At 66.6% G+C, this 24,053-nt stretch carries 17 protein-coding genes; 15 read left to right on the forward strand and 2 right to left on the reverse strand.

The window, feature by feature from the left end; translation table 11 throughout:
• From ABTW65_RS28455 to ABTW65_RS28495, 9 genes are all read left to right on the forward strand, one after another.
• The coding region (locus tag ABTW65_RS28455) for a type VII secretion EssC family protein (protein WP_350666470.1) at window positions 1–4,337 on the forward strand (4,337 nt) is incomplete at its 5' end.
• Between the two features lie 116 nt (window positions 4,338–4,453).
• A complete protein-coding gene (locus ABTW65_RS28460; RefSeq protein ID WP_008356172.1) occupies window positions 4,454–4,741 on the forward strand; it encodes a WXG100 family type VII secretion target in 288 nt (95 codons plus the stop codon).
• 258 nt (window positions 4,742–4,999) lie between these two features.
• Complete coding sequence (locus ABTW65_RS28465) at window positions 5,000–5,287, forward strand: WXG100 family type VII secretion target (protein WP_008356172.1); 288 nt, start codon at window positions 5,000–5,002, stop codon at window positions 5,285–5,287.
• A gap of 108 nt (window positions 5,288–5,395) precedes the next feature.
• A complete protein-coding gene (locus ABTW65_RS28470) occupies window positions 5,396–5,695 on the forward strand; it encodes a flagellar protein FlgN (RefSeq protein ID WP_350666472.1) in 300 nt (99 codons plus the stop codon).
• 9 nt (window positions 5,696–5,704) lie between these two features.
• On the forward strand, window positions 5,705–6,844 hold the full coding sequence (locus ABTW65_RS28475; protein ID WP_350666474.1) for a hypothetical protein: 1,140 nt from the start codon (window positions 5,705–5,707) through the stop codon (window positions 6,842–6,844).
• A 34-nt stretch (window positions 6,845–6,878) separates the two neighbouring features.
• Entirely contained in the window at window positions 6,879–7,517 is a 639-nt protein-coding gene (locus ABTW65_RS28480; protein ID WP_350666476.1) for a hypothetical protein, read from the forward strand.
• 40 nt (window positions 7,518–7,557) lie between these two features.
• Window positions 7,558–8,208, forward strand: coding sequence for an ABC transporter permease (locus tag ABTW65_RS28485; protein WP_350666478.1), 651 nt, complete (start codon window positions 7,558–7,560; stop codon window positions 8,206–8,208).
• 35 nt (window positions 8,209–8,243) lie between these two features.
• A complete protein-coding gene (locus tag ABTW65_RS28490; RefSeq protein ID WP_350666546.1) occupies window positions 8,244–8,837 on the forward strand; it encodes a protein TPRXL in 594 nt (197 codons plus the stop codon).
• A 100-nt stretch (window positions 8,838–8,937) separates the two neighbouring features.
• Entirely contained in the window at window positions 8,938–9,333 is a 396-nt protein-coding gene (locus tag ABTW65_RS28495; RefSeq protein WP_350666480.1) for a DUF3592 domain-containing protein, read from the forward strand.
• Window positions 9,334–9,388: 55 nt separating this feature from the next.
• On the opposite strand, the gene ABTW65_RS28500 is transcribed toward ABTW65_RS28495, so the two are convergent.
• Entirely contained in the window at window positions 9,389–9,829 is a 441-nt protein-coding gene (locus ABTW65_RS28500) for a DUF3592 domain-containing protein (RefSeq protein ID WP_350666482.1), read from the reverse strand.
• Between the two features lie 241 nt (window positions 9,830–10,070).
• Here ABTW65_RS28500 and ABTW65_RS28505 point away from each other — a divergent pair, with 241 nt between their 5' ends.
• The 5 genes from ABTW65_RS28505 to ABTW65_RS28525 all read left to right on the forward strand — a co-directional run bounded on the left by ABTW65_RS28505 (window position 10,071) and on the right by ABTW65_RS28525 (window position 18,358).
• On the forward strand, window positions 10,071–11,174 hold the full coding sequence (locus ABTW65_RS28505; protein ID WP_350666484.1) for a hypothetical protein: 1,104 nt from the start codon (window positions 10,071–10,073) through the stop codon (window positions 11,172–11,174).
• 136 nt (window positions 11,175–11,310) lie between these two features.
• The gene (locus ABTW65_RS28510; RefSeq protein WP_350666486.1) at window positions 11,311–11,946 is read left to right on the forward strand and encodes a transcriptional regulator; all 636 of its coding nucleotides are present in this window, start codon (window positions 11,311–11,313) and stop codon (window positions 11,944–11,946) included.
• Between the two features lie 239 nt (window positions 11,947–12,185).
• Entirely contained in the window at window positions 12,186–13,769 is a 1,584-nt protein-coding gene (locus tag ABTW65_RS28515; protein WP_350666488.1) for an ABC transporter substrate-binding protein, read from the forward strand.
• A 57-nt stretch (window positions 13,770–13,826) separates the two neighbouring features.
• Window positions 13,827–16,037 carry a protein kinase domain-containing protein gene (locus ABTW65_RS28520; protein ID WP_350666490.1) on the forward strand — a complete coding sequence of 737 codons (2,211 nt, stop codon included), beginning with the start codon at window positions 13,827–13,829 and terminating at the stop codon, window positions 16,035–16,037.
• Entirely contained in the window at window positions 16,034–18,358 is a 2,325-nt protein-coding gene (locus tag ABTW65_RS28525; protein WP_350666492.1) for a protein kinase domain-containing protein, read from the forward strand. Before ABTW65_RS28520 ends, ABTW65_RS28525 begins: the two co-directional genes overlap by 4 nt.
• A gap of 72 nt (window positions 18,359–18,430) precedes the next feature.
• Here ABTW65_RS28525 and eccCa read toward each other — a convergent pair whose 3' ends face one another.
• Window positions 18,431–22,462 (reverse strand): type VII secretion protein EccCa, encoded by a 4,032-nt coding sequence (eccCa, locus tag ABTW65_RS28530; RefSeq protein ID WP_350666494.1) that lies wholly within the window; start codon window positions 22,460–22,462, stop codon window positions 18,431–18,433.
• Window positions 22,463–22,636: 174 nt separating this feature from the next.
• Here eccCa and ABTW65_RS28535 point away from each other — a divergent pair, with 174 nt between their 5' ends.
• Window positions 22,637–24,010, forward strand: a complete 1,374-nt coding sequence (locus tag ABTW65_RS28535; protein WP_350666496.1) for a ubiquitin family protein — start codon at window positions 22,637–22,639, stop codon at window positions 24,008–24,010.
• Window positions 24,011–24,053 lie beyond the last annotated feature (43 nt).

A 24,053-nucleotide genomic window follows, 5' to 3' on the forward strand; every position in this document is an offset into this window, starting at 1 on the left:
CGCCGACCGCCGACCGGATGGAGCCGCTCGAACCCGACGTACCCATCGGTGACGCGCCGATCGGGTCGGGCTTCGCGGCCGCGGTCGTCAACATGGGCCCGGACAACGAGACCACCGGATCCCGGCGCAAGAGCGTCGGTGTGCTGCGAGCGATCGACGGTCCGGTGCGGGGACAGGCGTTCCCGCTGACCACCGGCCACGCGTCGATCGGCCGCGGTCCCGAGAACGAGATCGTGCTCGCCGACCCGATGGTCTCCAAGCGTCACGCGCGCATCGAGGTGGACCGCTCGGTTGAGCTGGTCGACCTCAACTCGGCGAACGGCGTCGTCGTCGACGGCACCCAGGTCTCCCGCGTACGTCTGGCTCCGGACACGCCGGTCGTCATCGGCAGCACCACGCTCGTCATGCAGCTCTCGGCCGACTTCCTCTCCGCCGTCGAGGACCCGGTGCTCGAGCGCGGTGGCGGCCTGCTCTTCAACCGCAGCCCGCGGGTCGACGTGCGCTACCCCGGCACCGAGCACCCGCCGCCGTGGATGCCCACGGAGATGCAGAAGAAGCTTTTCCCGTGGTTCGTGCTGATCGCGCCGATCATCATGGCGCTCTCGATCTACGCGATGACCGGCCGCGCCCGCGCGCTGCTGCTGGTCGTGATGACCCCGATGATGGCGGTCGGCAACTACATCAACCAGCACCGCCAGGCCGGCGCGAAGCAGGACCACGAGATCGAGCTCTTCGAGCGGCAGTTCGAGAAGCTGGAAGAGGTCTTCTACCGCAGCAAGCCCGAGGAGGAGCTGGCGCGCAACGAGGAGGTCCCGGCGGTCGCCGAGGTCTTCGAGCAGGCGATGCAGCTTGGTCCGCGACTGTGGACCCGGCGCCCCGAGCACTGGAACTTCCTGGCCGTACGTCTCGGCACCACCCGCGCGCTGTCGCGCAACTCGATCGCGGAGCGTGACACCCAGAACGGCCTGCCCGAGTTCATCGAGCGGATCGACCGCCTCAAGGAGCGCTACAAGTACGTCGACGACGTACCCCTGCTGGAGTCGCTGCCCGCGGTGGGTTCCGTGGGCGTCGCCGGCCCGGCCGGCCCGGCCGCCGACGCGATGCGTGGGCTCGCGGTGCAGCTCTTCGGCCTGCACGCGCCCAACGAGGTCGTCACCGTCGCCTTCGCCGACCCGGACTGGGTCGAGGAGTTCGAGTGGCTCAAGTGGCTGCCGCACACCACCTCGGAGACCAACCGGTTCAAGGACATGCCGCTGGCCGACTCCGCGCCGACGGCCAACGCCCTGCTCAGCGCGCTGGAGGAATACATCATGCGCGCCGGCCGGACCGCGGAGCACCGCGGCCCGTTCGCCGAGAAGTGGAACCCGATGCAGTACGGCACCGACGTCGCTCGGGCCGGCGAGGAGACCAACGCGCGGGTGCAGGTCTCGATCGTCGTCTTCGTCACCAACGACGCTCCGGTGGACCGCGCCCGGTTGGTCCAGGTGCTCGAGCGCGGCGCCGATGTCGGCGTACACGCGGTCTTCATGTCTTCCACCGTCGAGGCGTTGCCGGCGGTGTGCCGCAGCTTCCTGGACGTCAGTGACGGCCTGGAGCGTGCCACCGTGGGGCTCGTCCGTAACGGCGACCTCTACGAGGGTGTCATTGTCGAGGGTGTCTCGAACGCCTACATGGACATGTTCGCCAAGCGGCTCGCGCCGGTTGTGGACGCCAGCACCGTCGTCCACGACTCCTCCGACCTGCCCAACTCGGTCGGCTTCCTGTCGCTGGTCGGCAACGAGGTCGCCGAGGATCCGCACTCCGTGGTGGAGCGCTGGCGGCAGAACAACTCGATCATCGACCGCTCCGACCGGCCGCGGCCGCGACTGAAGAAGGCGGGCAACCTGCGCGCCATCATCGGCCAGGGCGCCTCCGACGCGATGACGCTGGACCTGCGTACGCAGGGCCCGCACGCCCTCGTCGGCGGCACCACCGGTGCCGGTAAGTCCGAGTTCCTGCAGGCGTGGGTGCTCGGCATCGCCTCGGCCCATTCGCCCGACCGGGTGACGTTCCTCTTCGTCGACTACAAGGGCGGATCGGCCTTCGCCGACTGCATCGAGCTGCCGCACTGCGTCGGTCTGGTGACCGACCTGAGCCCGCACCTCGTACGCCGCGCGCTGACCAGCCTCAAGGCCGAGCTGCACCACCGCGAGCACCTCTTCAACCGGAAGAAGGCCAAGGACCTCCTCGAGCTGGAGAAGCGGCAGGACCCGGAGTGCCCGCCCGCGCTGGTGCTGGTCATCGACGAGTTCGCGGCACTGGCCGGTGAGGTGCCGGAGTTCGTCGACGGCGTCGTCGACATCGCTCAGCGAGGTCGTTCGCTCGGCATCCACCTGATCATGGCGACCCAGCGCCCGGCCGGTGTCATCAAGGACAACCTGCGGGCCAACACCAACCTCCGCGTCGCGCTGCGTATGGCCGACGAGACCGACTCCAAGGACGTCGTCGACGACCCGATCGCCGGGACCTTCCCGCCGTCCCTGCCGGGCCGCGGCATCGCGAAGACCGGACCCGGCCGCCTGACCCCGTTCCAGTCCGCGTACGCCGGTGGCTGGACGCGTGACGACGAGGTCGTCACCGCCGATGTGAGGGTGGCCGAGCTCAAGTTCGGTTCGATCACGGAGTGGGAGCCGGAGCGTCCGCCGGAGAGCGACTCGCACGACGAGGACCTCGGCCCCAACGACCAGAAGCGGATCGTGGCCAACCTGATCAAGGCCTCCGCCACCGCTGGCCTGATGACCCCGCGGCGACCGTGGCTCGACGACCTCGCGTCCGTGGTCGACATGCGCGACCTGCCGCTGGAGGGCGACGGACAGATCCTGCTGGGTCTCGCCGACATCCCGGAGCGTCAGCAGCAGAACGCGATCTACTTCGCTCCCGACCGCGACGGCTCCCTGCTCATCTTCGGGTCTTCGGGTTCGGGCAAGTCGACCCTTTTGAAGACGATCGCGACCGCCGCCGGCGCCCGTCCTGAGCTCGGCCGGGTCCAGGTCTACGGCCTCGACTTCGCCTCCGGCGCGCTGGGTGCGATCGAGCGTCTCCCGCACGTCGGCTCGATCATCGACGGCGACGACGCCGAGCGTCTGCAGCGGTTGATGCGCACCCTCGAGCGCGAGATGGACCGCCGCTCGGAGCTGTTCTCCAAGGCCGCTGCCGCGAACCTCACCGAATACCGTGAGATCGCCGACCAGTCGATGCCGCGCATCCTGCTCCTGATCGACAACTACCCCGAGTTCAAGAAGGAGTGGGAGATCGCCGCCGGTCGCGCGCCGTTCTACCAGTCCTTCATGCGGGTCCTCGGCGAGGGCCGCCCGCTCGGCATCCACGCGGTGATCACCGCCGACCGGTCTGGGTCCGTCCCCACGGCCGTCTTCGCGAACATCCCGCGCCGAGTCGTCATGCGGCTCTCCGACCCGAGCCAGTACGTCCTGGTCGGAGCACCCAAGGACGTACTCAACGAGCAGTCGGTGCCGGGTCGCGCCGTCGTCGACAAGGCCGAGGTGCAGCTCGCTGTCCTGGGCGGCACGACCAACGTCGCCGAGCAGACCAAGGCCCTCGACGAGCTGGTCTCGCAGCTGCGTGCCCTGGGTGTTCCCGAGGTCGGCGAGATCGGTGCCCTGCCGACGAAGATCTCCAGCCGGTCGCTGCCCGCGCAGGCCAACGGTCAGCCCGTCTTCGGTATCGCCGACGACACCCTGGCGCCGCGCGGCTTCGACCCGATCGGCTCGTTCATCGTCACCGGCCCGCCGCAGTCGGGCAAGACCAACGTACTCAAGGCGCTCGTCGAGTCCATGGAACGCTTCGACCCCGAGGTGAAGCTGTTCCACCTCGGCAGCCGTCGCGCCATGCTGGGCGACTTCAGGCCCTGGGTACGCAGCGCCACCCGCCCCGACGACGAGAAGACCCTCGTCACCGAGCTCGCCGAGATCGTCGCCGACGAGTCCTTCCCCGGCCGCATCATGATCGTCGCCGAGGACATGACCCACCTGGCCGACGGTCCTGCCGACCGCCCGATGCGCGCTCTGTTGCAGGCGATCAATAACTCCGACCACCTCTTCGTCGGCGACGCCGACGTCACTCGAGCCGGCGGCGGCTCGGGCGTCATGGGTGAATGGAAGGCCGCTCGCCAGGGCATCGTGCTCAAGCCGGACACCTACGACGGCGACACGCTGTTCAAGGTTCCGTTCGGCAAACTGAAGCGCACCGACTTCCCTGCAGGCCGCGGAATCTTCGTCCAGGCCGGGCGCACGGTGACCATGCAAATGCCTCTCGCGAGCGACTCCGAGAGCGCCGTATGAATGTGTGACAACGAATCGGTTTTTACCCTTCACACGGGAGAAGAGTGTGGCCTACGGTGGCCACCGGCGCCCTGACTGGCGTCTTGTCATGAGAATCGCGGGAAAGGCAATGATCGATGAGTGACTTCGGGGCAACATACGACGAGATGACCGGCACCGCCGACAAGCTCGACCAGGGTAAGGACACGATTGAGTCCGCTCTGGACGAGTGCCAGGGTTACGTCGACGAGCTCGTTCAGGACGGGTTCAAGACGGAGAAGGCGTCCGGTAAGTTCCAGGACGGCTACACGGAGATGACCACGGGTCTGAAGGACGCCATTGCTGGTGTCGAGGACATGGCTCAGGCTCTGCGTGACATGGCGACCGCCATCCAGGACCTGGACTCGCAGCTCGCCGGCGGCTGAGCCGCAGCGTTGGTCTGCGCTGCTGCGACCTCCTAACCGGGTCTAGCAGAAATTTTACTTTCGGAGATGTTTAGAACTCGACGTAGCGGGTAGGACTACCGTGACGAAGTTGATTGCCCGGATCTCGGCTCACGCCCGGGATGAGGGTGTCGGCTCGTCGGGTTCACGCTTCACGACCATGTGACGCGTGGGTGATGGTGACGAACGGCGCCGCATTGGGGGTGTCGTGTAATGGAAATCGCGGGAAAGGCGAGATCGATGAGTGACTTCGGGGCAACATACGACGAGATGACCGGCACCGCCGACAAGCTCGACCAGGGTAAGGACACGATTGAGTCCGCTCTGGACGAGTGCCAGGGTTACGTCGACGAGCTCGTTCAGGACGGGTTCAAGACGGAGAAGGCGTCCGGTAAGTTCCAGGACGGCTACACGGAGATGACCACGGGTCTGAAGGACGCCATTGCTGGTGTCGAGGACATGGCTCAGGCTCTGCGTGACATGGCGACCGCCATCCAGGACCTGGACTCGCAGCTCGCCGGCGGCTGATCGACCTTGCGGCGGTGGGCCCAACACCAGTTGGGCCACCGCCGCTCCCAAATGTCCATTTCTCGGCCGATGGGCCGGACTTGCTAGACGTCCGAAAGGTGCGGCACCGTGCCAGATGTAGCTATTACGTTCTCCGATCTCGAGGCTGCGGCCTCAAGTTTGGGGACGATCATCGATGAGTTCGAGAACGCCACCAGTAGATCTGAGGATCTCGAGGCGGATATCGGCGACCCGTTCGACAAGAGCGAGTTGCGCGATCAAGCATGCGACTTCGAGGAGCGCTGGGACGACAAGCGCGACGAGCTCAAGGAGAGTCTCGAAGGCGTGAAGAAGCACATTGATGATGTCGTGAGCGGCTTCAAAGGCGGAGACAACGATATGGCCGTGGCATTCACGGCTAAAGGGTAGGGGTAGAACATGTTCGGTGGCATGCCGGATTCCCCGCGTGGCCGTGAGATCAAGAGTGTTGAAGGCTCTCCCTCCGGGATCATTTCGCGGGGGCAGGACATCATTCGCGTCGGCACGATGATGGAGACCGCCGCTGACACGCTGCGAGGGATCAAGGAAAACACCTTGTCCAGCGGGGCGATGAGCGGCGAGGCGGTCGCCAAGCTGCAGGAGACCATCGGTGACTCCTACAAGACGTTGGACGAAGCGGCTGAACTCTACAAGCCGGTCGGTCCGGTGATCGTGAAGTACGGCGAAGTGCTCGAGACGTACAAACCGCTGATCGACAACAGCGCCACGACCTGTTCAGACCTCTGGGAGGCGTACGAAGCGCTCCCGGGTGACAAGGACGGAAGCACCGAGCCCGAGGCCGACGGTGGCGTGCTGGGCATCGGCGGCCATGACGCCGATAGCCCCGAGGCCAAGCAAGAGGCCGAGGATAATCAGGCCAAGAAGCAGGCGTACGACGCGTGGGAGAACGCGGCCGAGCGCTTCGACACGTGGTACGACGTGTGGGAGGACGGCTACGACGAGGCGGTCTCCGGGATCACCAACGGACTGTCCGGAAAGATCGAGGACGGCTTCTGGGAGGTGCTCGATGACATCGTAGCTGTCCTGGAAATCGTTGCGATGGTCGTCTTCGTGATCGGTCTTTTCGTTGCTGGCCCGTTCGCCGCTATCGCGCTCGCACTGTCTGCCGCAATTCTCCTTGCGCGAGCCGTTCAGTTCTGCGCTGGTGAATGTACGGCCTTTGAATTGTTTACGGCAGCACTCGACGTCGTTCCCTTCGGAAAGTTCGGCAAGATGGCCGATGGAATCGCGGAGTTGGGCGAGGGCGCTTCCAAGTTGTCCAAGTTCAGCACAGGTCTCAAGTTTGCCAGCGGGCTCGATGACGCTGCACTCGGGCGTAAAGCCCTCGGCGATGTCATGACGTCGATCCACGTGGGTCTGGATGTCAGTGACTTCGCCCGGATCGGCGAGAACGCCAATCTGTGGAAGGCGGCGGGAGAAGTTCACGGGGCGATGTTGAAGCACGGCTTCTCGGTTGCTGGTCACATCAACACTGGCATAGATCTCGGTGGCGGGTCGCTCGTCGACGCCTTCAACTGAGTATCGGCCTCGTTCATCTCACTAGCAGAAGGAAATGATGGAAGCGGAGTGGCTTGCTGAAGGAGTCCTTCCCCAAAGCGGTTGGACTCGGGTCCCGGGCGAAGGCATCGGTGAACCGGAGGAGTGGTTTCAGAGCGAGATCGCACGCATCCGATCCTGGTGGGGCGAGGAAGCTTGGGGTCCTGGCGTCGAAGCGGCGGTCCGTGACGCTCTAACTGATGCCGCGGCCAAGGCCGTTCAGCCCGGAACCTTGTCCGTGATGTTGCATTGGCCGCTCGACGTCCCTGTGCCGAGTCGGGTGCGCATACTGCTGGCTGCGGGCGCTCCTCTGGACGCTTCGGGATGGCGTGAGGCCGGTTTCGATGTGGACGAATACCCAGGTGGGGGCCTCGGGCCCGGCCTCAAGTGTGTTGCACTGCGAGAAGAGACGATCGACGGAGCAGATCTCCAGCTCTTCACGGTCGTCTATTCGTTCAGCGACAAATCAGGAAGTGTCCTCGTCATCGCTGAGGCCGGCTCGCAGGAGGTCTTCCAAATGACGATGGCCGGCCTTCCAGTGTTGCTCTCCAGCTTGCAGGTCACGGAGCCGAACGGGAAACAGTTCGCGGCAGAGCCAGTTCCAACAGTTACGCGTAAGCCGACAGACGAATGGGAGAGAATCTCCAATGCCTAAACCGGCGGCTCCGAGCCCCATGGACTGGGCTGCGACACAGATGGCTGGCACCGGATTCGACATCAATGAGCTCAACAGAGTTGTCCGGGATTACGCCTACATCGAGCTGGAGTTGGCGGCCAGGGACCGACGACGCACCCCTGCCGAACGCATGATCTCGAAGTTGATGACGTGGGTGGCGATCGTCGGACTCATCGTTCTTGGATTTGCGGTTGCCGCCCTCGTCGGCGGGCGCGCCAGCGGCGGGGTGATCGCACTCGTCTACGTCGCATGCATTCTCGGTGCGTTCTCGGTCCTGTACTTCTACCTGCAGTGGCGGTCCTTGCCTTATCGGCAGGCGGACCGGACAGTGTCCGCCTTCAGCATCATGGCGACGATCTTTGCCGTGGGGTTGATCATCGCGATTCTCGCGGCCAACATGGACAACTCACTGTGGTGGCTCATGATGATTCCTGCGGTGGCTCTTCTGGCCGTCTCGATCGGAACGATCGTCGGGCATCACCGATTCCGTTCCGAGACGAAGCCACCGAAGGTCGATCTCGACCACCTCTCGCCCGAGAACGAGCAGGTCCTCCTCGAGAGTCGGCACCGAGCGCTTCTGCGGCTGCGTGCGCGTCGGGTCGTCTCGTATGCCGACTTCGAGACCTTTGACAAGGCGCCACTTCAGTCGGTTAGGAATGGTGGGGTGTGACCATGAGCGATCAAGGAGGAACCTCGTTGCGCGAGATGCTCGGAGCTGTCAAGGATCCGGACTTTGAGTTGAAGCTTCTTCCAGGCTGGGAGCGGCACACCCCAGACGTTGCGGGCAAGGAGAAGATCGACGCTGCTCTGAAGCAGCGATTCATGGCAGCCAACCGACCCGAACTGCACGCAACTCTCCGGTCGCAGTTGGACGAGGCCTATGACGTCATGAAGAAGCAGAATGTCGTCGCTTACTTCGCACAGACCGGCGACATGGGTGACAGCAAGGCGTACTACCCTGCGTCTATCCTGGCGGCGGTCCGACGTTCTCAGGACGGCAGCAACCTCGACGCCTATGTTGCACAAGCTATCCGCGACCACGGTGCGAAGCCCCTGTTCGGCGACAAGCGGTTCGTCCGGTTCGAGCGGGAGTCCACTCGTGTGCTTGAAGGCGGGAACATCGTCGTGACGTCGATCGTCTACATGACGCCGATCCCGGGGTCCAAGAGGCGCCGTGGCCTTCAACTCACGGCATCCCTTGCCCGCCCGGAGTCGATGTCCGCGACGGACGAGAAGTTCATCGGCTGGAAGAATGGGCTCGACCTGTGCGTGTCCACTCTGCGGTGGTTGCCCGCCTGACTCGTGCGGCAGGCGGATTCGTGAACCGTGAGTGCGTCGTTGGAACGTCGACGCGCTCACGGTCGGGAATCGTTCGGTGGGTGAGGATGGAGCGGACGCCATGGAGTCGCTGAATCTGGTGCTGTTCGGTGCGTGCTTGGCGCTCATCCTTCCGATGTCGCTCGTCATGACTGTGCGCACCTGGATTCGTCGGCGTACGTGGATACATGCCGATGGCACGGTCACATCGGTGAAGACGAAGCGACAGAGTTCTGGCAACACCCAGACGACCGTTCGCTACCGGTACGTGGACTCGTCGGGCCAACAGCGATCGGGCACCGATACGCCGTGGTTCCGGGAGCCGAAGCGGAACTCCCGTATCGCGATCATGTATGACCCTGATAGGCCGGAGGTCAGCGAAGGGTCCTCCATGACGTGGTTGTACGTCCTTCTGATCTTCGCGGTGGCCCTCTTTGTCATCGGGGTGGTGTTGATCGCTTCCGCCGTGGGGATCTGACCATATCCGCGGCGCCGTTGTTGCCGCGCACTCTTTGGGTGGTGCGAAGGTATGGCTAGATCGAGATCAGGTCGAGGGAAGCGAGGATCAGAAATGTCCCGATGCCGCCGAAGACGATAAAGGCGACGCTGTAATTGACGACGCGGCCGACGACGGAGCCGCCAGAGACGGTCTCATTGGTCTTTGGATCGTTGGGGTCGTACATGATCTCGATGACGTCGCCGACCTTCGGGCGTGCCAGGTGCTCCACCTCGCCGATGTGCTGGATCCCGGCGGAGTCGCGGTACTCGTAGCGCGCATTGATGGACGTCTCCGTCGAGGACGTCCCGGTGGCGGAGGACTGACGCTTCTTCTTCCAGACGTGGCGGATCGTCGCCTCCGTGCGAGTCCAGGTGGCCAGGCGTCGCTGGCGGCGTACCAGATGAATCGTCAGCCATGCCGGGAGGATCAGCATCGCGATGCCAATCAGCAAGGCGGCGACAGCGCCAAAACTCATGAGTGCTCCACTTACCCGAGGTCGAGGGCTTTCACCCTAGTCCGCGGCGACCGGATGGGTCTGGGTCAGGTCGCGGATGGGGATCGCTAACCTGAGCATCCTTCACTCATCTACTGACGGCGGGATGTGAACGGTGGCTCGGGGTTTGGCAGCGATGGCGGTGGCCACGGCAGTGCTGGTTTCTGGTTGTGCGGTTGGCCCACCTCCGAAGGACTTCGCGACCGAGGACGCGGTTCTGGCGATGCGGATCAAGGAGGGCGGCGAGGACTCCAGCTACCTCGTGCTGGTCTCCCCGAAGGGGGAGACGCGTGCGATCGAGCTCGACGACGTCGAGGGCGCCGCGATCTCATGGACGGAGGATGGGATCACCACGTCCGACCGGAACCACGACTATGTGATCGATGAGACCGGGCTGACCGCGAACGAGCGTACGAGTGGCGGGAACGAGCACGAGACGCAACACGAGTGGTACCGGGTGCAGGTGGGTGGGGGAACGTTGGTCGGTTTCAGCCCCGCGGATTCGTCCAAGGATCCGTTCGTGACCTACATCGACGGCGCCAGCGGCAAGGCGACGACTCGGGTGTCTCCGTACGGCGCGACGTCGACCGCGGCTGTCTGCGGTGAGCGCGTCCTCTCGTCGGGGAGGGGCACCGACACCAAGGCATTCGAGGACGACAGTGAGTCCATCCCGGAGAACCAGCTGGACCGCGCCGCGCTGACGTCGGCCTATCCACACGACGGTACGGACATCCTGACCACCTTGGAGCCCTCGGCCTTCCCAGGCACTACGTCGCCATGCGTCGACGGCATCGTCTACGAAGGGTGGGAGAACGACGCCGACCAGCACTTCGTGCGGGTCTGGAACACCACCAAGGGAACGCCCGCGGCGCAGGTCGCCGTCGACCACGAGATCGTCTATCCGGAGGGCGACTCGTCGCGCATCGGGGGACCGGATCGGGTGACGGTCTCGGATGGACAGCTCTTCTGGGTCGTCGACAACGCGATGTGGAGCGCGCCGTTGCCGACCGGGGCTGAGCCGATTCGTGCACGAGAGGTCGGCTACCTGGAGGGTTCCGTCGGGCTCGACGCCGAGGTGCTGGCGTACTCGTCGAGTGACGTCTACACGGTCACCAACGAGAGCGACCTCCATGAGCGCTTCACCAGGCGTCGGAGCGACCGGGTGTGGACCGAGCTGACCGAGCTGACCCTGGTACGTACGGACCTGGCCACCGGCAAGCCGTCCGTGGCTCTGGACGTAGACGTGAAGGACGTCGACTTCCCGACCAAGGACGCCAGTGTGACGGCACTGGCGATCAATCCGGAGTGGCTGGCCGAGAACGGCTAGTAGGCGAATTCCGGGCGATGTCGTGCAGATCACCGCGACACGCCGAAGTAAAGAGCGACCACCAAGGGCTCGAGTTGCCAGGGTGACGCCGTATCTCTCGATCTCGGGAACATTCACTGTTGAAAGGCACTTCTTCATGCGCACTCGCACCACCGTCCGGACCTGTCGACTGGCCGCCGCCGGCCTCAGCGTTGGCCTCGCGCTCACCCTGTCCGGGTGCGGCTCCGAGGCAACCGACTCGGACGCAGACGCAGCGACCGAGGTCGAGTCCAGTGCACCGGCCTCCGAGTCCGCGTCCGCGGCTCCTGCCGGCGCCGAGACCGAGGTGAAGATCGGGAAGATGCTCAAGGACCCCGAGATGGGCGACACGATCGAGATCATCTCCGCAGTCCGCGACTTCCAGTCGACGGAGGAGGCCGAGCTCATCGCCGAAGGCGGAGAGATCGTGCTGCTCCAGATCAAGGTCAAGCCCGGGAAGGAGTACGGGGGCCTGATCCAGGACGGGAACTTCGAGATCTCCTGGGACAACGGCGCGGACTTCTGGTCGCCCGACACCGACGAGGTGGCCACGGAGCTGACCGCCGCGAAGCGTACGCCGTTCGAGGACGTGTCGCGGCGCGATGGCGGCGAGCACACCGGATGGATCGCCTTCGAGGCGGACGAGAAGGCTGACACGTACGTCGTCGAGTACGGCCGCGACGGCGCGAAGGTGATCGGTTCGGACAAGACGATCGCCGAGTTCAAGGAGCAGGTGGAGATCCCCGCCAGCTGAGGTCTCGACAACCTCGTCGACGGAGACTGGCTACGTCGGTGGCCGGTCTCCGTCGCGGCTCGTTAGGATCTGGGCGTCCGTTGTCTCGGAGAGGGGACTTGAAGGTGCATCCTGGGGCACGTCGTCGAGCGGGACTTGTTTCCGTTGCCAGTCTGGCGCTTGTTGCAACCGCCTGCTCGGGTGATCTTCCAGCCTCGGTGGAGGAGGGGTCGGAGGTCGCCGTCGCGTGGACGGGGTCCTTGACGAGCACCAACCCGGCGAGCGCGGCGAGCGTGACCGACGGGAACCTCGACATCGCCTCGCTGACCCGCGGAGCCTTCGGCACCCTGGTCAACGACACCGTCGAGATGGACGAGACCTTCGGCAAGGTCACCATGGAGGGCGACAAGCAGGCCCGGGTGCGCTACGACCTCGCCGAGCCGACCTGGTCCGACGGGGTGCCGATCGACACCGCCGACCTCATGCTCGCCTGGGCGGCGACCTCGGGCTACTTCGCGAGCACCAAGGAAGGCAGCGATGGCAAGGTCGAGTTCGGTGGGGTGCCGACAGGTCTGACCAAGAGCGCCTACATCCCCGAGGTCGACGAGGGCGCCCGCGCCATCGAGGTCCCGCTGGTGGTGCCGGTGGTCGATTGGCGTACGGCCCTGGACGTTGCGGTCCCGGCGCACGTCGTCGGGCAGAAGGCTCTGAAGATCGAGGACCCGATCGAGGCCAAGGAGGTCGTCGAGACCGCGATCGAGGAGTCCGATACCGCGAAGCTGACCAAGATCGCGGAAGCATGGACAACCGCGTTCGCGGTCGCCGAGAACGGCAAGGCGTCCGAGGAGGCGCTGCTCTCCAGCGGGCCCTACCGGATCTCGAAGATCTCGGCCGGCGAGAGCGGCCAGGAGGTCGACCTGGAGGCCAACCCCGAATACGCCGGCGAGGCCAAGCCGACCTACGAGCAGGTACGCCTCACCCCGGCCAGCTCCGACGCGCTGGAAAGCTTGGGCGAGAAGGTCGACGTCGTCCAGGTCACCCCGACCAAGGCCAACCGGAAGCAGGTGCGCGACCTCGAGCGCCGCGACTACGGCGTCGCGAACGCCAACGACGGCACCATGTGGGCGCTGATCCTCCGCTCCGACCGTGGCCTGTTCAAGCGCAAGGACACCCGTACGTCCTATCTGCGGGCAGTGCCCCGCAGCGACATCGCCGAGGGTGGCGCGGGCGAGTGGGCCGAGGCGTACGAAGCCACCGATGTCGTGCTGTTCCCGCCGGGTGGCGAGGGCTACCAGATCGCGACCGAGGACTCCGGGTTCTCCACGAAGTTCAAGGCCTCCGAGGACGCGACGGCCCCGCGCGGCGCCAAGGTGTGCATCGTGTACGACAAGTCGAGCGCGTTCGCCGCAGGCGCCTACGACACCATCTCGAACGTCGTCGACGATGAGGGCTGGGGCACCACCGACTGTGGTGTGTCCTCGGCCGACAAGGTGCTCTCCGGCAACAAGTGGGACGCCGCGCTCGTCCGGATCCCGATCCCCCAGACGCCGGAGGAGATCTCGGCGCAGTGGGGCAGCAAGGGCAGCCAGAACGCGACCGGCGGCGGCGACCGCGATCGCGACCGCCTCATCAGCGAGCTGGCCCGCACCGCTGACCCCTATGAGGCCCGCGACGTACGCGTCCAGATCGAGAAGACGCTGGTACGCGATTCGATCGTCGTGCCGATCGTGATGAACCCGACGGTGACGGTGATCGACAAGAAGGTCGACAGCGTACGTCCCCGGTCCGGACAGGTCGCGCCGCTCGTCTCGACCATCGTCGAGTGGTCGCCGACCAAGAAGTAGGCGACTTTTAGCGCATTGGAGTGGTTGGGTTCCACGCCCTTGAAATAGGGTGCGGGCATGACGACGCTTCATCCCGGGGCAGTGTTCGGCCACTACCGCCTGGATCGCATTCTTGGTGAGGGTGGAATGGGCGTGGTCTATGACGCCTTCGACACCAAGCTCGAACGGCAAGTCGCCCTGAAAATGGTGCATGCCCACCTAGCCGACCGACAGTTCATCGACATGTTCATCCGCGAGGGCCAGACCCTCGCGCAGATCAGGTCGCCCCATATCATCGCGATCTACGACATCGGTGAGCAGCAGGGCAGCCCGTTCATCGTCACCCAGTTCATCAAGGGCGGTGATGTGACCGGACTCGTACGCAGCAACGGACCGTTGGCGCCCCACCTGGCGTGCCTGGTGAACGCGCAGGTGGCGGGGGCGCTTCACGACGCCCACCAGGCGGGGATCATCCACCAGGACGTCAAGCCGTCCAACGTGCTCGTACGCAACCCGGCGAGCCCTCTCGACCCGTTCGCCTTCCTGTGCGACTTCGGGATCGCGACCTCGTCCGCCGACTCGCCTGCCGGCGGGATCACCGGCACGTGGAACTACCTGGCGCCCGAATACATCCGCGACGAGCGTGACGCGCAGGGCCGCCCGATCTCGCCGGAGCCGTCACGAGACATCTACGCGGCCGGCTGCATGCTGTGGTTCACGCTGACCGGCAAGATCCCCTACTCGGGTGCGGCCGTGCAGGTGGCGATGGCCCACCAGAACGCGCCGATCCCGCAGTTCGTCGGCTCCGACGACTGGACCAAGGCGGCCAACCGGATCCTGCAGCTCTCGATGGCGAAGGACCGCCGGAGCCGCTACCAGAGCGCGGCGGTCTTCAAGGACGACCTGCTGAAGCTGCGCGAGATCACCGCGCCCGCTCAGCTGGTGCCCGCGCCGTCGATGACCGACCCCAACCCGGCGCCGATCCTGGTCGCGGCCGTCCGGGCGCCCTCCGAGAGCGAAGCCATCCTGATCGAGGAGGCGCAGCGGCCGTCCAAGATCACTCCGCTCCGGGTCGGTGTCGCGATGGTCGGTGTCGCCGCTCTCGGCGTCGGTGGAGCCCTGGCGATCACCCAGCCCTGGGTCGAGCACGGGCCCGAGCCCATCGTCCCGACCGTCAAGGGCGCTGCGTACGCGGATGTGAACGGGGACAAGTTCGGGGACGTGGTCACCAACGTCCAGAACCCCGACGGCGAGGGGGTGGATGTCGTCACCTGGAAGTCGGACGGCCGCACGTTGACCCCGTCGAAACCCGTCACGTACGACGACCCCGCTCTCCCCGAGGACAACGACGGGAGCGAGGTGTTTCCGCTCTGCGCCGACTTCACCGGCGATGGGAAGAACTCGCTCATCACCTTCGTACGGAGCGAGAAGGGCTTCAACTTCCACGGTGATCTGGAGGGATCGCTCAAAGCGCCGGCGGGAGTCGTCGAGCAGGGCAAGAAGATGGCCGGGTCGACGTTCTACTACGACCTGGGCATTGACGACTTCGACGGTGACGGTGTCGCCGATCTGTTCATGACCACGACGTTCGGCAACCCGGACCGTGAACTCGACAAGAAGGGTAGGACGGTCGGTACCGGCAGCGTCTGGGTGTACCGCGGCACGGCGTCGGGATTTGCGGAGCCGACGCGGTACGCGGCCTATCCGGCCGTATCCAGGGAGCAGGTCGTGGTGGGTGAATTCACTGGCGACGAGAAGGCTGACCTGTTGGTCCTGAACCGGGTCGAAGGCAGCCCAGAGAACATGACGCTCACAACCGGCACCTCGGACCTGGACCTCTACCAAGGAGATGGGTCTGTGGTTGCTGCGCCCAAGTCGTTCGCCTTCAAACACCAGGGAATCAGCTCGCTCGTCGCCGGTGACGTCAACGGCGACGGTCGCGACGAGATCGTCGCCGCTGAAGCCGGCCGTGGTGAGGGTCAGTCGATCACCGTCGGCACTTTCAGCGAGGACCTGACCCAGTTCTCGATCGCCAACCGCGGGAAGCTGCCCAAGCCCCGCAACACCCTCAAGACCACCAGCAGGTATCCCGTGACCGTTGCCGACGTCAACGGCGACGGACGGACCGACATCGTCGCCGCTACGCAGGACACCAGTGAAAGCCCCTATGCCTTCTACGTGGCGCTGGCCTCGAAGACCGGCACGTTCCCCGGTCACATGATGGCGACGTGGAAGAAGTCGCCCGACGATGTACGCCGCTACAACCTGATGGGAGGAACCCTCGGATGAGCGATTCCACCGGAAACCCTGACAACGCCCCTCGCGGGCCGCAGCCGTCCTTCGAGCGTCCTCCGGTCGACGACCCCGACAAGACCACGATCAGGCCTCGGGTCGCTCGGCCCAGCGGACCTTCGAGTACGCCGCCACCGCCTCCTGCTCCGCCACCGCCTCCGTCGACCCTGCCGCCGACGCAGGCCCCGCCGCCCCCGCCTCCCCCTGTGCAGGCACCTCTGCCGGCGACCGTGCTAGGAGCGGATGCGCCCGGCATGATCGGGCCCTACCGGCTCGACCATCAGGTGGCGTCCAACGAGATGGCGGTCGTCTACAGGGCCACCGACACCCGCCTCAACCGAGCGGTCGCCATCAAGGTGCTCCTCGGGCGCAGTGCCCGGGACCCTGAGTTCGTGTCTCGGTTCGACAAGCAGGCCACGCTGATGGCCAAGCTGGACTCGCCCCACATCATGGGCGTCTACACCAACGGCCGGACCAACGACGGCGCCCCCTACTTGGTCTCCCAGTTCGCCGACGGCGGCGACCTCGGCTCGCTGCTGAAGGCCCGTGGCCGTCTGCCCGGCCCGCTGGCCGCCGACATCTGTGCCCAGATCGCCGATGGTCTGGCAGCCATCCATTCGCCCGAGGTCGGCGTCGTTCACGGCGACGTGAAACCGTCGAACATCCTGCTGCGCGACGGCAACACTCCGCCGTACGCCTACCTTGCCGACTTCGCGGCGGCGCGCGCTGATGACTCCGCGACCGCCAGGCCCGGGATCCACTCCGGTGCGTGGAACTATCTGGCCCCCGAGCGCGCGATGGGCGCGCCGGCCACTCCGGCGAGCGACCTCTACTCGCTGGGCTGCCTGTTCTACGAGCTCGTCACCGGGACGGTCCCCTTCACCGGGGCCAACGACGTCGAGACTGCGATGGCTCATGGATCACAGCCGATCCCGACGCTGCCGGGTCGCGACGACTTCACCCTGCAGGCCAACGACCTGCTCTCCGGTGAGCGTGGCCTGCTCGCCAAGGATCCCGCCCAGCGTACGAACGAGGCGGTCCGGGTTCGGGACCGCTTCGCCGCGATGGCCGGGCGACAGATGGGCTTCGCCTCCGGAGCCACCGTCACCCTCAAACGTGCCAAGGCCACGTGGTGGATCGCCGGCGCGGCGGCACTCGCGGTGCTCGTTGCGGGCGGCACCGCGGTGGGAGTCACCCTCGCGACCACGGAGAACACTCCCGCGAAGCCCAAGCCGGCGGTGACTGGGGACATCGATGGGGACCGGCTGGGCGATCTGGTGCTCGGTGCGCCGTTCGGTGACGTCAACTACAACTGGGACGGCAACGCCGCGACCCTCTTCGCCTCCACGGGCAAGGGCTTCGAGGCCGGCACCACCAAGGGCCTCAAGTTCGGCAACCTGCTTGGCGACCTGGACGCCGACGGACGGGTCGACGTGGTCCAGGTCTCCGGCATCGGATCCTCGTTCAACGTCGACTCCAACGCGAAGAACCAACCCGACGGCGCCATCCAGGTGCCGGCGTCGGGCAAGCGCCTGGCCATGTTCTGCGCCGACTTCAACGGCGACGGACGCGACGACATCGGCATGATCTCCGTCGGCAACGGGACCAAGCTTCCCGCGGACGATGCAGAGCTCGGCAAGCTCAAGGATCTCCAACTCCACGTCACGGTCATGGCGAGCCAGGCAGACAACACCTGGGGGAAGAGCACCGACTGGTACACCGGGCCTTGGAACGGCACCACGTTCGACGCCAACTTCGACGTCGGCGACTTCGATGGCGACAAGCGAGCCGACATCATCGCGGGCGCCAGGGAGACCTCGCCGGTCGCAACCGACTTGCTGATGAGCCAGGGGTCGAAGTTCACCAAGACCGACCTCGAGGTGCCCGGACCCGACGGTGACCGGGTCGCCGGGTCGTCCAACTTCGCCGACGTCGATGGCGATGGGAAGGACGAGCTCATCACCCAGGAGATCGTGGACCAGAAATGGGCCATCCGCGTCTACTCCTACGACCCCGAGGGCAAGAAGTTCGTTCCCGAGCCGTCGTGGGACATCGACGACCCGGTCAAGAACGACGACGCGGTCAGCGGGTCTCAGATCCCCGCGGTCGCCGACGTCAACGGTGACGGTAGGGACGACCTGATCAACCCGCTGCGCGCAAGCGACGGGGACTACGAGTACCTCAACAAGGCGTCGGTCCTGATCTCCGGCAAGGACGGGTTCACTGCCGAGACGTGGGAGATGCCCGCCGCCGACGAGTACGAGACCCACCCACCGCTGCGCAAGGCCTCCAACAACAACGGCACCGGGACGCTCTGACCGGAGACGAATGGCGAACGGCCCGCGACCTGGATCAGGGCGCGGGCCGTTCATCATTCGAGAGCTCGAGGACTACACCGTCGACTCGCTCCAGGCCAGCTGGATGACCTCGATACCGCGGTCGCGGGTGACCAGGCGGCCACGACCCGGAAGCGTCGGGACCGGCTTCATGTTGCCGATGAGCGGGCCCTCGTCCGGGCTGCCGGAGAGCAGCAGGCCCGGCATCGCCAGGTCGCGCATCGACTGGATGACCGACTCGTAGAGCGAGCGTGACGCACCGCCCGAGCGGCGGGCGAGGATGACGTGCAGACCGACGTCGCCGGCCTGGGCCATCAATGGCTGCAACGGAGCCAGGGGCGAGCCCTGCTGCGTCGAGACGAGGTCGTAGTCGTCGACGAGCACGAACAGCTCGGCGCCGGACCACCACGACCGGTTGCGCAGCTCCTCGGGCGTGACGTCGGGGCCCGGGATCCGCTTGGTCAGGTACGCCGCCAGGTCGTTCAGCGTCGGGTTGGCCTGCGTCGCGGAGGTGAGGTAGCCGACCAGGTAGTCCTCGGGGATCTCGCCGAGCAGCGACCGCCGGTAGTCGACCACCGCGATCTGTGCCTCCTTGGGCGTGTGCGTCCGCATGATCTCGCGGGCGATGCTGCGCAACATCGAGGACTTGCCGGACTGGCCGTCGCCGAAGACGAGTAGGTGAGGCTCGGTGTCGGGATTGAGGCCGACCGGGGCCAGCTCCTTCTCGTTGATCCCCAGAAGCAGTCGCTTGCCGGGCTTCTCCTCGGTGACCCCGGCCTGCTCGCGGATCCGCTCGATCGTGATCCGCTCCGGCAGCAGCCGCAGCTTCGGTCCGGCAGGACCCTGCCAGGCCGCGGAGACCCGGGAGATCAGGTCGTCGACGCCATCGCCCAGCGTCGCCGCAGAGCCGTCGCCATCCATGCGGGGCAGGGCGCTGAGGAAGTGGAGCTTCTCCTTCACGATGCCACGACCCGGACGCCCGGTCGGGACCAGGGCGGCGAGCTTGCGGTCGAGCTCGGAGTCCATCGGGTCGCCCAGACGCAGCTCGAGCTTGGTGCCGAAGATGTCGCGCATCGAGGAGCGGAACTCGGCCCAGCGACCGGCCGCTGCGACGATGTGGACACCGAAGGTCAGGCCGCGCGGAGCGATCTCCTGGATGGCGTACTCGAGGTCGTCGAAGTCGGCGCGCAGCGTGCCCCAGCCGTCGATGACGAGGAAGACGTCGCCCCAGCCGTCGTCGGCCTGGCCGCGAGCACGGCGGGTGCGGTAGGTCTCGATCGAGTCGATGCCCTGCGCCCGGAAGTAGGCCTCGCGGCGGTCGATGATGCCGGAGATCTCGGCCAGGACGCGGCGTACGACGTCGGGCTCGGAGCGAGTGCCGACACCGGAGACGTGCGGGAGCTTGGCCAGCGGTGCGAACGTACCGCCACCGAAGTCGAGGACGAAGAACTGCACCTCCTGCGGCGTCATGGTCAGCGACATCGAGGTGACGATGGTGCGGAGCGTGGTCGACTTACCGGTGCGGGGCGCGCCGATGACCGCGACGTGACCGGCGGCCCCGCGCAGGTCGACCGTGAGCGTGTCACGCAGCTGCTCACGCGGCTTGTCGACGATGCCGAGCGGCACGACCAGCCCACCGAGCCGCTTCCAGGCCGGCGAGTGCAGACCGAGTTCGGGCGAGGTGGTCAGATCGGGCATCAGCGTGTCGAGCGTGTCGGGGATGTCGAGCGGCGGCAGCCAGACCTGGTGGGCTGGGACGCCGTGACCGGTCATCCGGTCGACGGCGATGTCGAGCATCGACTTCTCGACGCCGTCCGCGCCCACGACCGGGGTGGCCGGACGCTCCTCCTCCTCGGCTGGCAACGCCAGCTGCTTCACCTCGGCGATCGAGAACGGGTAGATGCCCTGCAGCTTGCCGCCCTCGTCGCGGCGGACCCGTGATCCCGCGGCCGGCGGCCCCGAGACGTACGCAGCCCGGAACCGCTGCATGTTAGTCGGGTCGGGCTTCAGATAACCGAGGCCGGGGATTGCCGGGAGCTCGTAGGCGTCCGGCACACCGAGCACGGTCCGCGACTCCTGCGCCGAGAACGTGCGCAGACCGACGCGGTAGGAGAGGTGTGAGTCGAGTCCGCGCAGGCGGCCCTCCTCGAGGCGCTGCGAGGCGAGCAGCAGGTGGATGCCGAGCGATCGGCCCAGACGACCGATCGCGACGAACAGGTCGATGAACTCGGGCTTGGCCGAGAGCATCTCGGAGAACTCGTCGACCACGATGAACAGCGACGGCAGCGGATCCATCGACGGGTCCTGCGTACGGGCCTTCTCGTAGTCCTTCAGCGAGGAGAAGTTGCCGGCCTCGCGCAGGAGCTCCTGGCGGCGGGTCATCTCACCCGAGAGCGCGTCCTGCATACGGTCGACCAGGGTGAGCTCGCCCTCGAGGTTGGTGATCACCGCGGAGACGTGTGGCATGCCCGCCATGCCGGCGAAGGTCGCACCACCCTTGAAGTCGACCAGCACCAGGTTGAGGACCTCCGGAGGGTGGGTGAGCACCAGACCGAGGACGAGGGTGCGGAGGAACTCCGACTTACCGGAACCGGTCGCGCCGATGACGAGGCCGTGCGGCCCCATGCCCTGCTGGGCCGACTCCTTGATGTCCATGTAGATCTGCTGGCCGGCCTCACCGACACCGACCGGCACGCGGAGCCGGTCGCGGTTGGCGCGAGGACGCCAAGCCACGTCCGGATCGAAGGAGCGTACGTCGCCCAGACCGAGCAACGCCATGTAGTCCTTCGGGGCCGCGATCTCGGTGTCCTGCGGGGTCTCGGCGGCCGCGTCGGAGCCCTCCGGAGCCACCGTGTAGAGCGCGGTCAGGCGCCGGGCGTAGGCCTCGGCGTCGGCCATGGTCATCTGGTCCACCCGCAGACGGACCGGGTCCATACGTACGCGCACCTGGTAGCCGGCGACCGTGTTGTTCTCGTCGGGCTCCTCGTCGTCGATCAGGAACCGCACCCGGCTGGAGTCGAACAGCTCGTCCCAGTGGGTCGGCAGGTCGATGACGGTGACGCCCTGGATGCCGTCGTCGGGGAGCACGTGGTTGCCCGGCGGCACGGAGCCGCCGTCGACGATGACCACGACCTGGGGCGAGGGGATCCGGTCGTCGGTGCCCCAGCGGGCACGCTCGCCGACCTCGGTCGGGAGAAGGGCGCCGAGGTCGTTGATGTTGGTGACCACCATGCGGCGCGGCCCGACTGCATCGACCTCGCGGCCGCTCTGCGCGTGCGGGAGCCACTTGACCCAGTCCCACTCGGCCAGGTTGCGCTCGGAGGTGAGCACGGCGACGATCAGCTGCTCCGGCGAGTGGAAGGCCGTCATCCCGCAGATCAGGGCGCGGGCGAGCGCCCGGGCCTGGTCCTCGTTGCCGCAGATCTCCATCTTGTCGAAGCCGCGCAGGTTGGTCGCGGCCGGCAGGTCGGGCTGGACCCGGTGGACCGTCAGCAGCCGGTGCAGCGCGCTCGCCGAGGCCGGGTCGACCTGGTCGATCGGGGTCTGCTGAGGCGGCACCAGGGTCAGGGCCAGGGGCTGGTGCGCGACGCCGTAGCGGACGTCGAGATAGCGCTTGTGGGTGTTCGAGCGCTCCCACAGCCGGCTGCGCTCCTCGGCGATCGCCGGCAGCGAGGACGGCGCGGGGTAGTGCCAGGTCAGCGCCTTGCGCTGCTGCTCACCGGCCTTGCGCGCCGACTGCCGAGCACCGGCCAGGTAGCGCAGGTAGTCGGTGCGCTGCCCGCCGACCTGCTTCTGCTTCTGCTTCCGCTGACGGTCGATCTGCACGAAGATGAAGCCGAGGGTCGCGAAGAGGAACATGCCGGCTGCGATGTAGCGCTGGATCGGCGGGGAACCGCCTGCGCCGGACTGCATGGTCGCGATGAGCACGATCGACCCGAGACCACCGAGCATCGGGATGGCGTTCATCAGGATGCCGCCGACACCCTCGCCCTCTTCGATAGCCGGCGGAGCATTCAGAGCCAACTCCCCCTCGGGGACCTCCGGCTCCTCGGTGCGGGTACCGCCGGCTGTCGCAGCGATGGTCACGTGTCCCCCTGAGACTGGTTCAGTGCCCCACGGTCCCGGATGCCGCAGGTGGTCAGGATCTTAGAGTGCCCGCCACCCGGCTACTACCCTTAACCGTGCCGGTCGGGTAAAACGGGCGGTGGAGCTTCCGATGTGGAACTCTGTCACAGGGTCATCACGCATCCGGGAGGTGTCATGCCCACTCAGACGGCCGATGCCGTTGAGCCGGCGCTCGCAGCAGGCGGCCTGGCGGTCACGGTCCACGGCACCGCCGGAGTGGTCGACATCGTCGTTCCGTCCGATGCGCACGCCTCGGACCTGGCTCGGGAGTACGCCACCGCAGTCGGTCTTCCCGCGGCTCCGGTGCTGCGGGACCGCCGCGGCGAGGTGATCCAGCCGGACGCATCGCTCGCCTCGCGCGGCATCACCTCAGGCGCCCTGCTCGCCGCCGACTCGCCGCCGACGCAGGCCTACGCGCGGCGTGAGGTCGTCGAGACGGCCGCGCCGGTCCGAGCGGGCAGCTTCTCTATCTACTGGGTCGGTCTGGCCACTCTTCTGGCCGTCGCCGCGGCCGGGTTCGGCGCCCAGGCCGACGGCTGGCAGCGACTGGCCATCGCCGCTCTGCTCGCGCTGGGCGCGTTGGTCGGCATCATCCCCGCAGGGCCGTACGCAGCGCGCCGGGCGATCGCTGCCCCGGCCTTCGCCGCCGGCGCTGCGTTCGTCATCACTGTCGACCCGGCGCCCGAGACGCTGCCGATGGCGGTGGGTGTGGCCGGGTTGAGTGCCGCGGTCGTCGCGACCGTCTCGCGGTCCCTCGTCGACACCGTCGATGCCGCGCTGAAGATCTGGACCGCGACCGGCGTCGTCGCCTTCGTGGTGACCGCGCTGTGCGCGCTGCTCGGCACCTCGCCGCAGGTGCCGTGGTCGATCCTGTTCGCCGCTGCTGCGCTGGCGGCGCGGATCGTCCCGTCGTACGCCGTCGACGTCCCGGACTCCTATCTTCTCGATGTCTCCAAGCTGTCGGTGACCGCCTGGTCGGCACGGGCGAAGACGACCTCCGGCAAGGCGACGGTCCCGATCGACGAGGTCACCGAGGTGGCCGAGCGCGGCGCCCGCACGCTGGCGGCGGCCTCCTGGGCGGTTCTCGCCGTGGTCGCGGTGAGCGGACCGGCGCTGGTGGCGACCGCGACGGACGACGTGGACCGGATCGGTGGCTGGCTGATCACGCTGGCTGGTGCCTTCGTCATCCTGCTCTCGGCGCGCAGCTATCGCTACTGGCTGCCTCGTGGCGTACTCCGGGTTGCCGGGGTTATTGCGCTGGCGGTCGGGGTTCGTGCCTTCGTAGGCTGGGCCGACCCGGAGCTGGTCTCCTGGTTCGGTCTGGGAGTCGTGGTGATCGGGTTCGCCGTCATCATCGCGGCGATCGCGACCGGCCGGGGCTGGCGCTCGGCGAAGTGGGCGTCTCGGGCCGACTGGGCGGAGTCGCTGTGCGGCGCCGCGGTCATCGCGTCGTTCGTGGTTTCCTCAGGGTTCTTCCGACACCTGTGGGAATCGGGTTTCAACAGCTAGGCAGCAGGGCTGAAAAAGTTCAGAGATTTGTGTTTAGAACTCC

This window comes from Nocardioides sp. NPDC127503, assembly GCF_040302165.1.
Classification (GTDB): Bacteria; Actinomycetota; Actinomycetes; order Propionibacteriales; family Nocardioidaceae; genus Nocardioides.

Bases quoted from the DNA above. Each gene is read 5' to 3' on its own strand.
- ABTW65_RS28460 (WP_008356172.1), top strand. From the start codon at position 4,454: ATGAGTGACTTCGGGGCAACATACGACGAGATGACCGGCACCGCCGAC.
- ABTW65_RS28465 (WP_008356172.1), top strand. From the start codon at position 5,000: ATGAGTGACTTCGGGGCAACATACGACGAGATGACCGGCACCGCCGAC.
- ABTW65_RS28475 (WP_350666474.1), top strand. From the start codon at position 5,705: ATGTTCGGTGGCATGCCGGATTCCCCGCGTGGCCGTGAGATCAAGAGT.
- ABTW65_RS28480 (WP_350666476.1), top strand. From the start codon at position 6,879: ATGATGGAAGCGGAGTGGCTTGCTGAAGGAGTCCTTCCCCAAAGCGGT.
- ABTW65_RS28485 (WP_350666478.1), top strand. From the start codon at position 7,558: ATGGCTGGCACCGGATTCGACATCAATGAGCTCAACAGAGTTGTCCGG.
- ABTW65_RS28490 (WP_350666546.1), top strand. From the start codon at position 8,244: ATGCTCGGAGCTGTCAAGGATCCGGACTTTGAGTTGAAGCTTCTTCCA.
- ABTW65_RS28495 (WP_350666480.1), top strand. From the start codon at position 8,938: ATGGAGTCGCTGAATCTGGTGCTGTTCGGTGCGTGCTTGGCGCTCATC.
- ABTW65_RS28500 (WP_350666482.1), bottom strand. From the start codon at position 9,829: ATGAGTTTTGGCGCTGTCGCCGCCTTGCTGATTGGCATCGCGATGCTG.
- ABTW65_RS28505 (WP_350666484.1), top strand. From the start codon at position 10,071: ATGCGGATCAAGGAGGGCGGCGAGGACTCCAGCTACCTCGTGCTGGTC.
- ABTW65_RS28510 (WP_350666486.1), top strand. From the start codon at position 11,311: ATGCGCACTCGCACCACCGTCCGGACCTGTCGACTGGCCGCCGCCGGC.
- ABTW65_RS28520 (WP_350666490.1), top strand. From the start codon at position 13,827: ATGACGACGCTTCATCCCGGGGCAGTGTTCGGCCACTACCGCCTGGAT.
- ABTW65_RS28525 (WP_350666492.1), top strand. From the start codon at position 16,034: ATGAGCGATTCCACCGGAAACCCTGACAACGCCCCTCGCGGGCCGCAG.
- ABTW65_RS28535 (WP_350666496.1), top strand. From the start codon at position 22,637: ATGCCCACTCAGACGGCCGATGCCGTTGAGCCGGCGCTCGCAGCAGGC.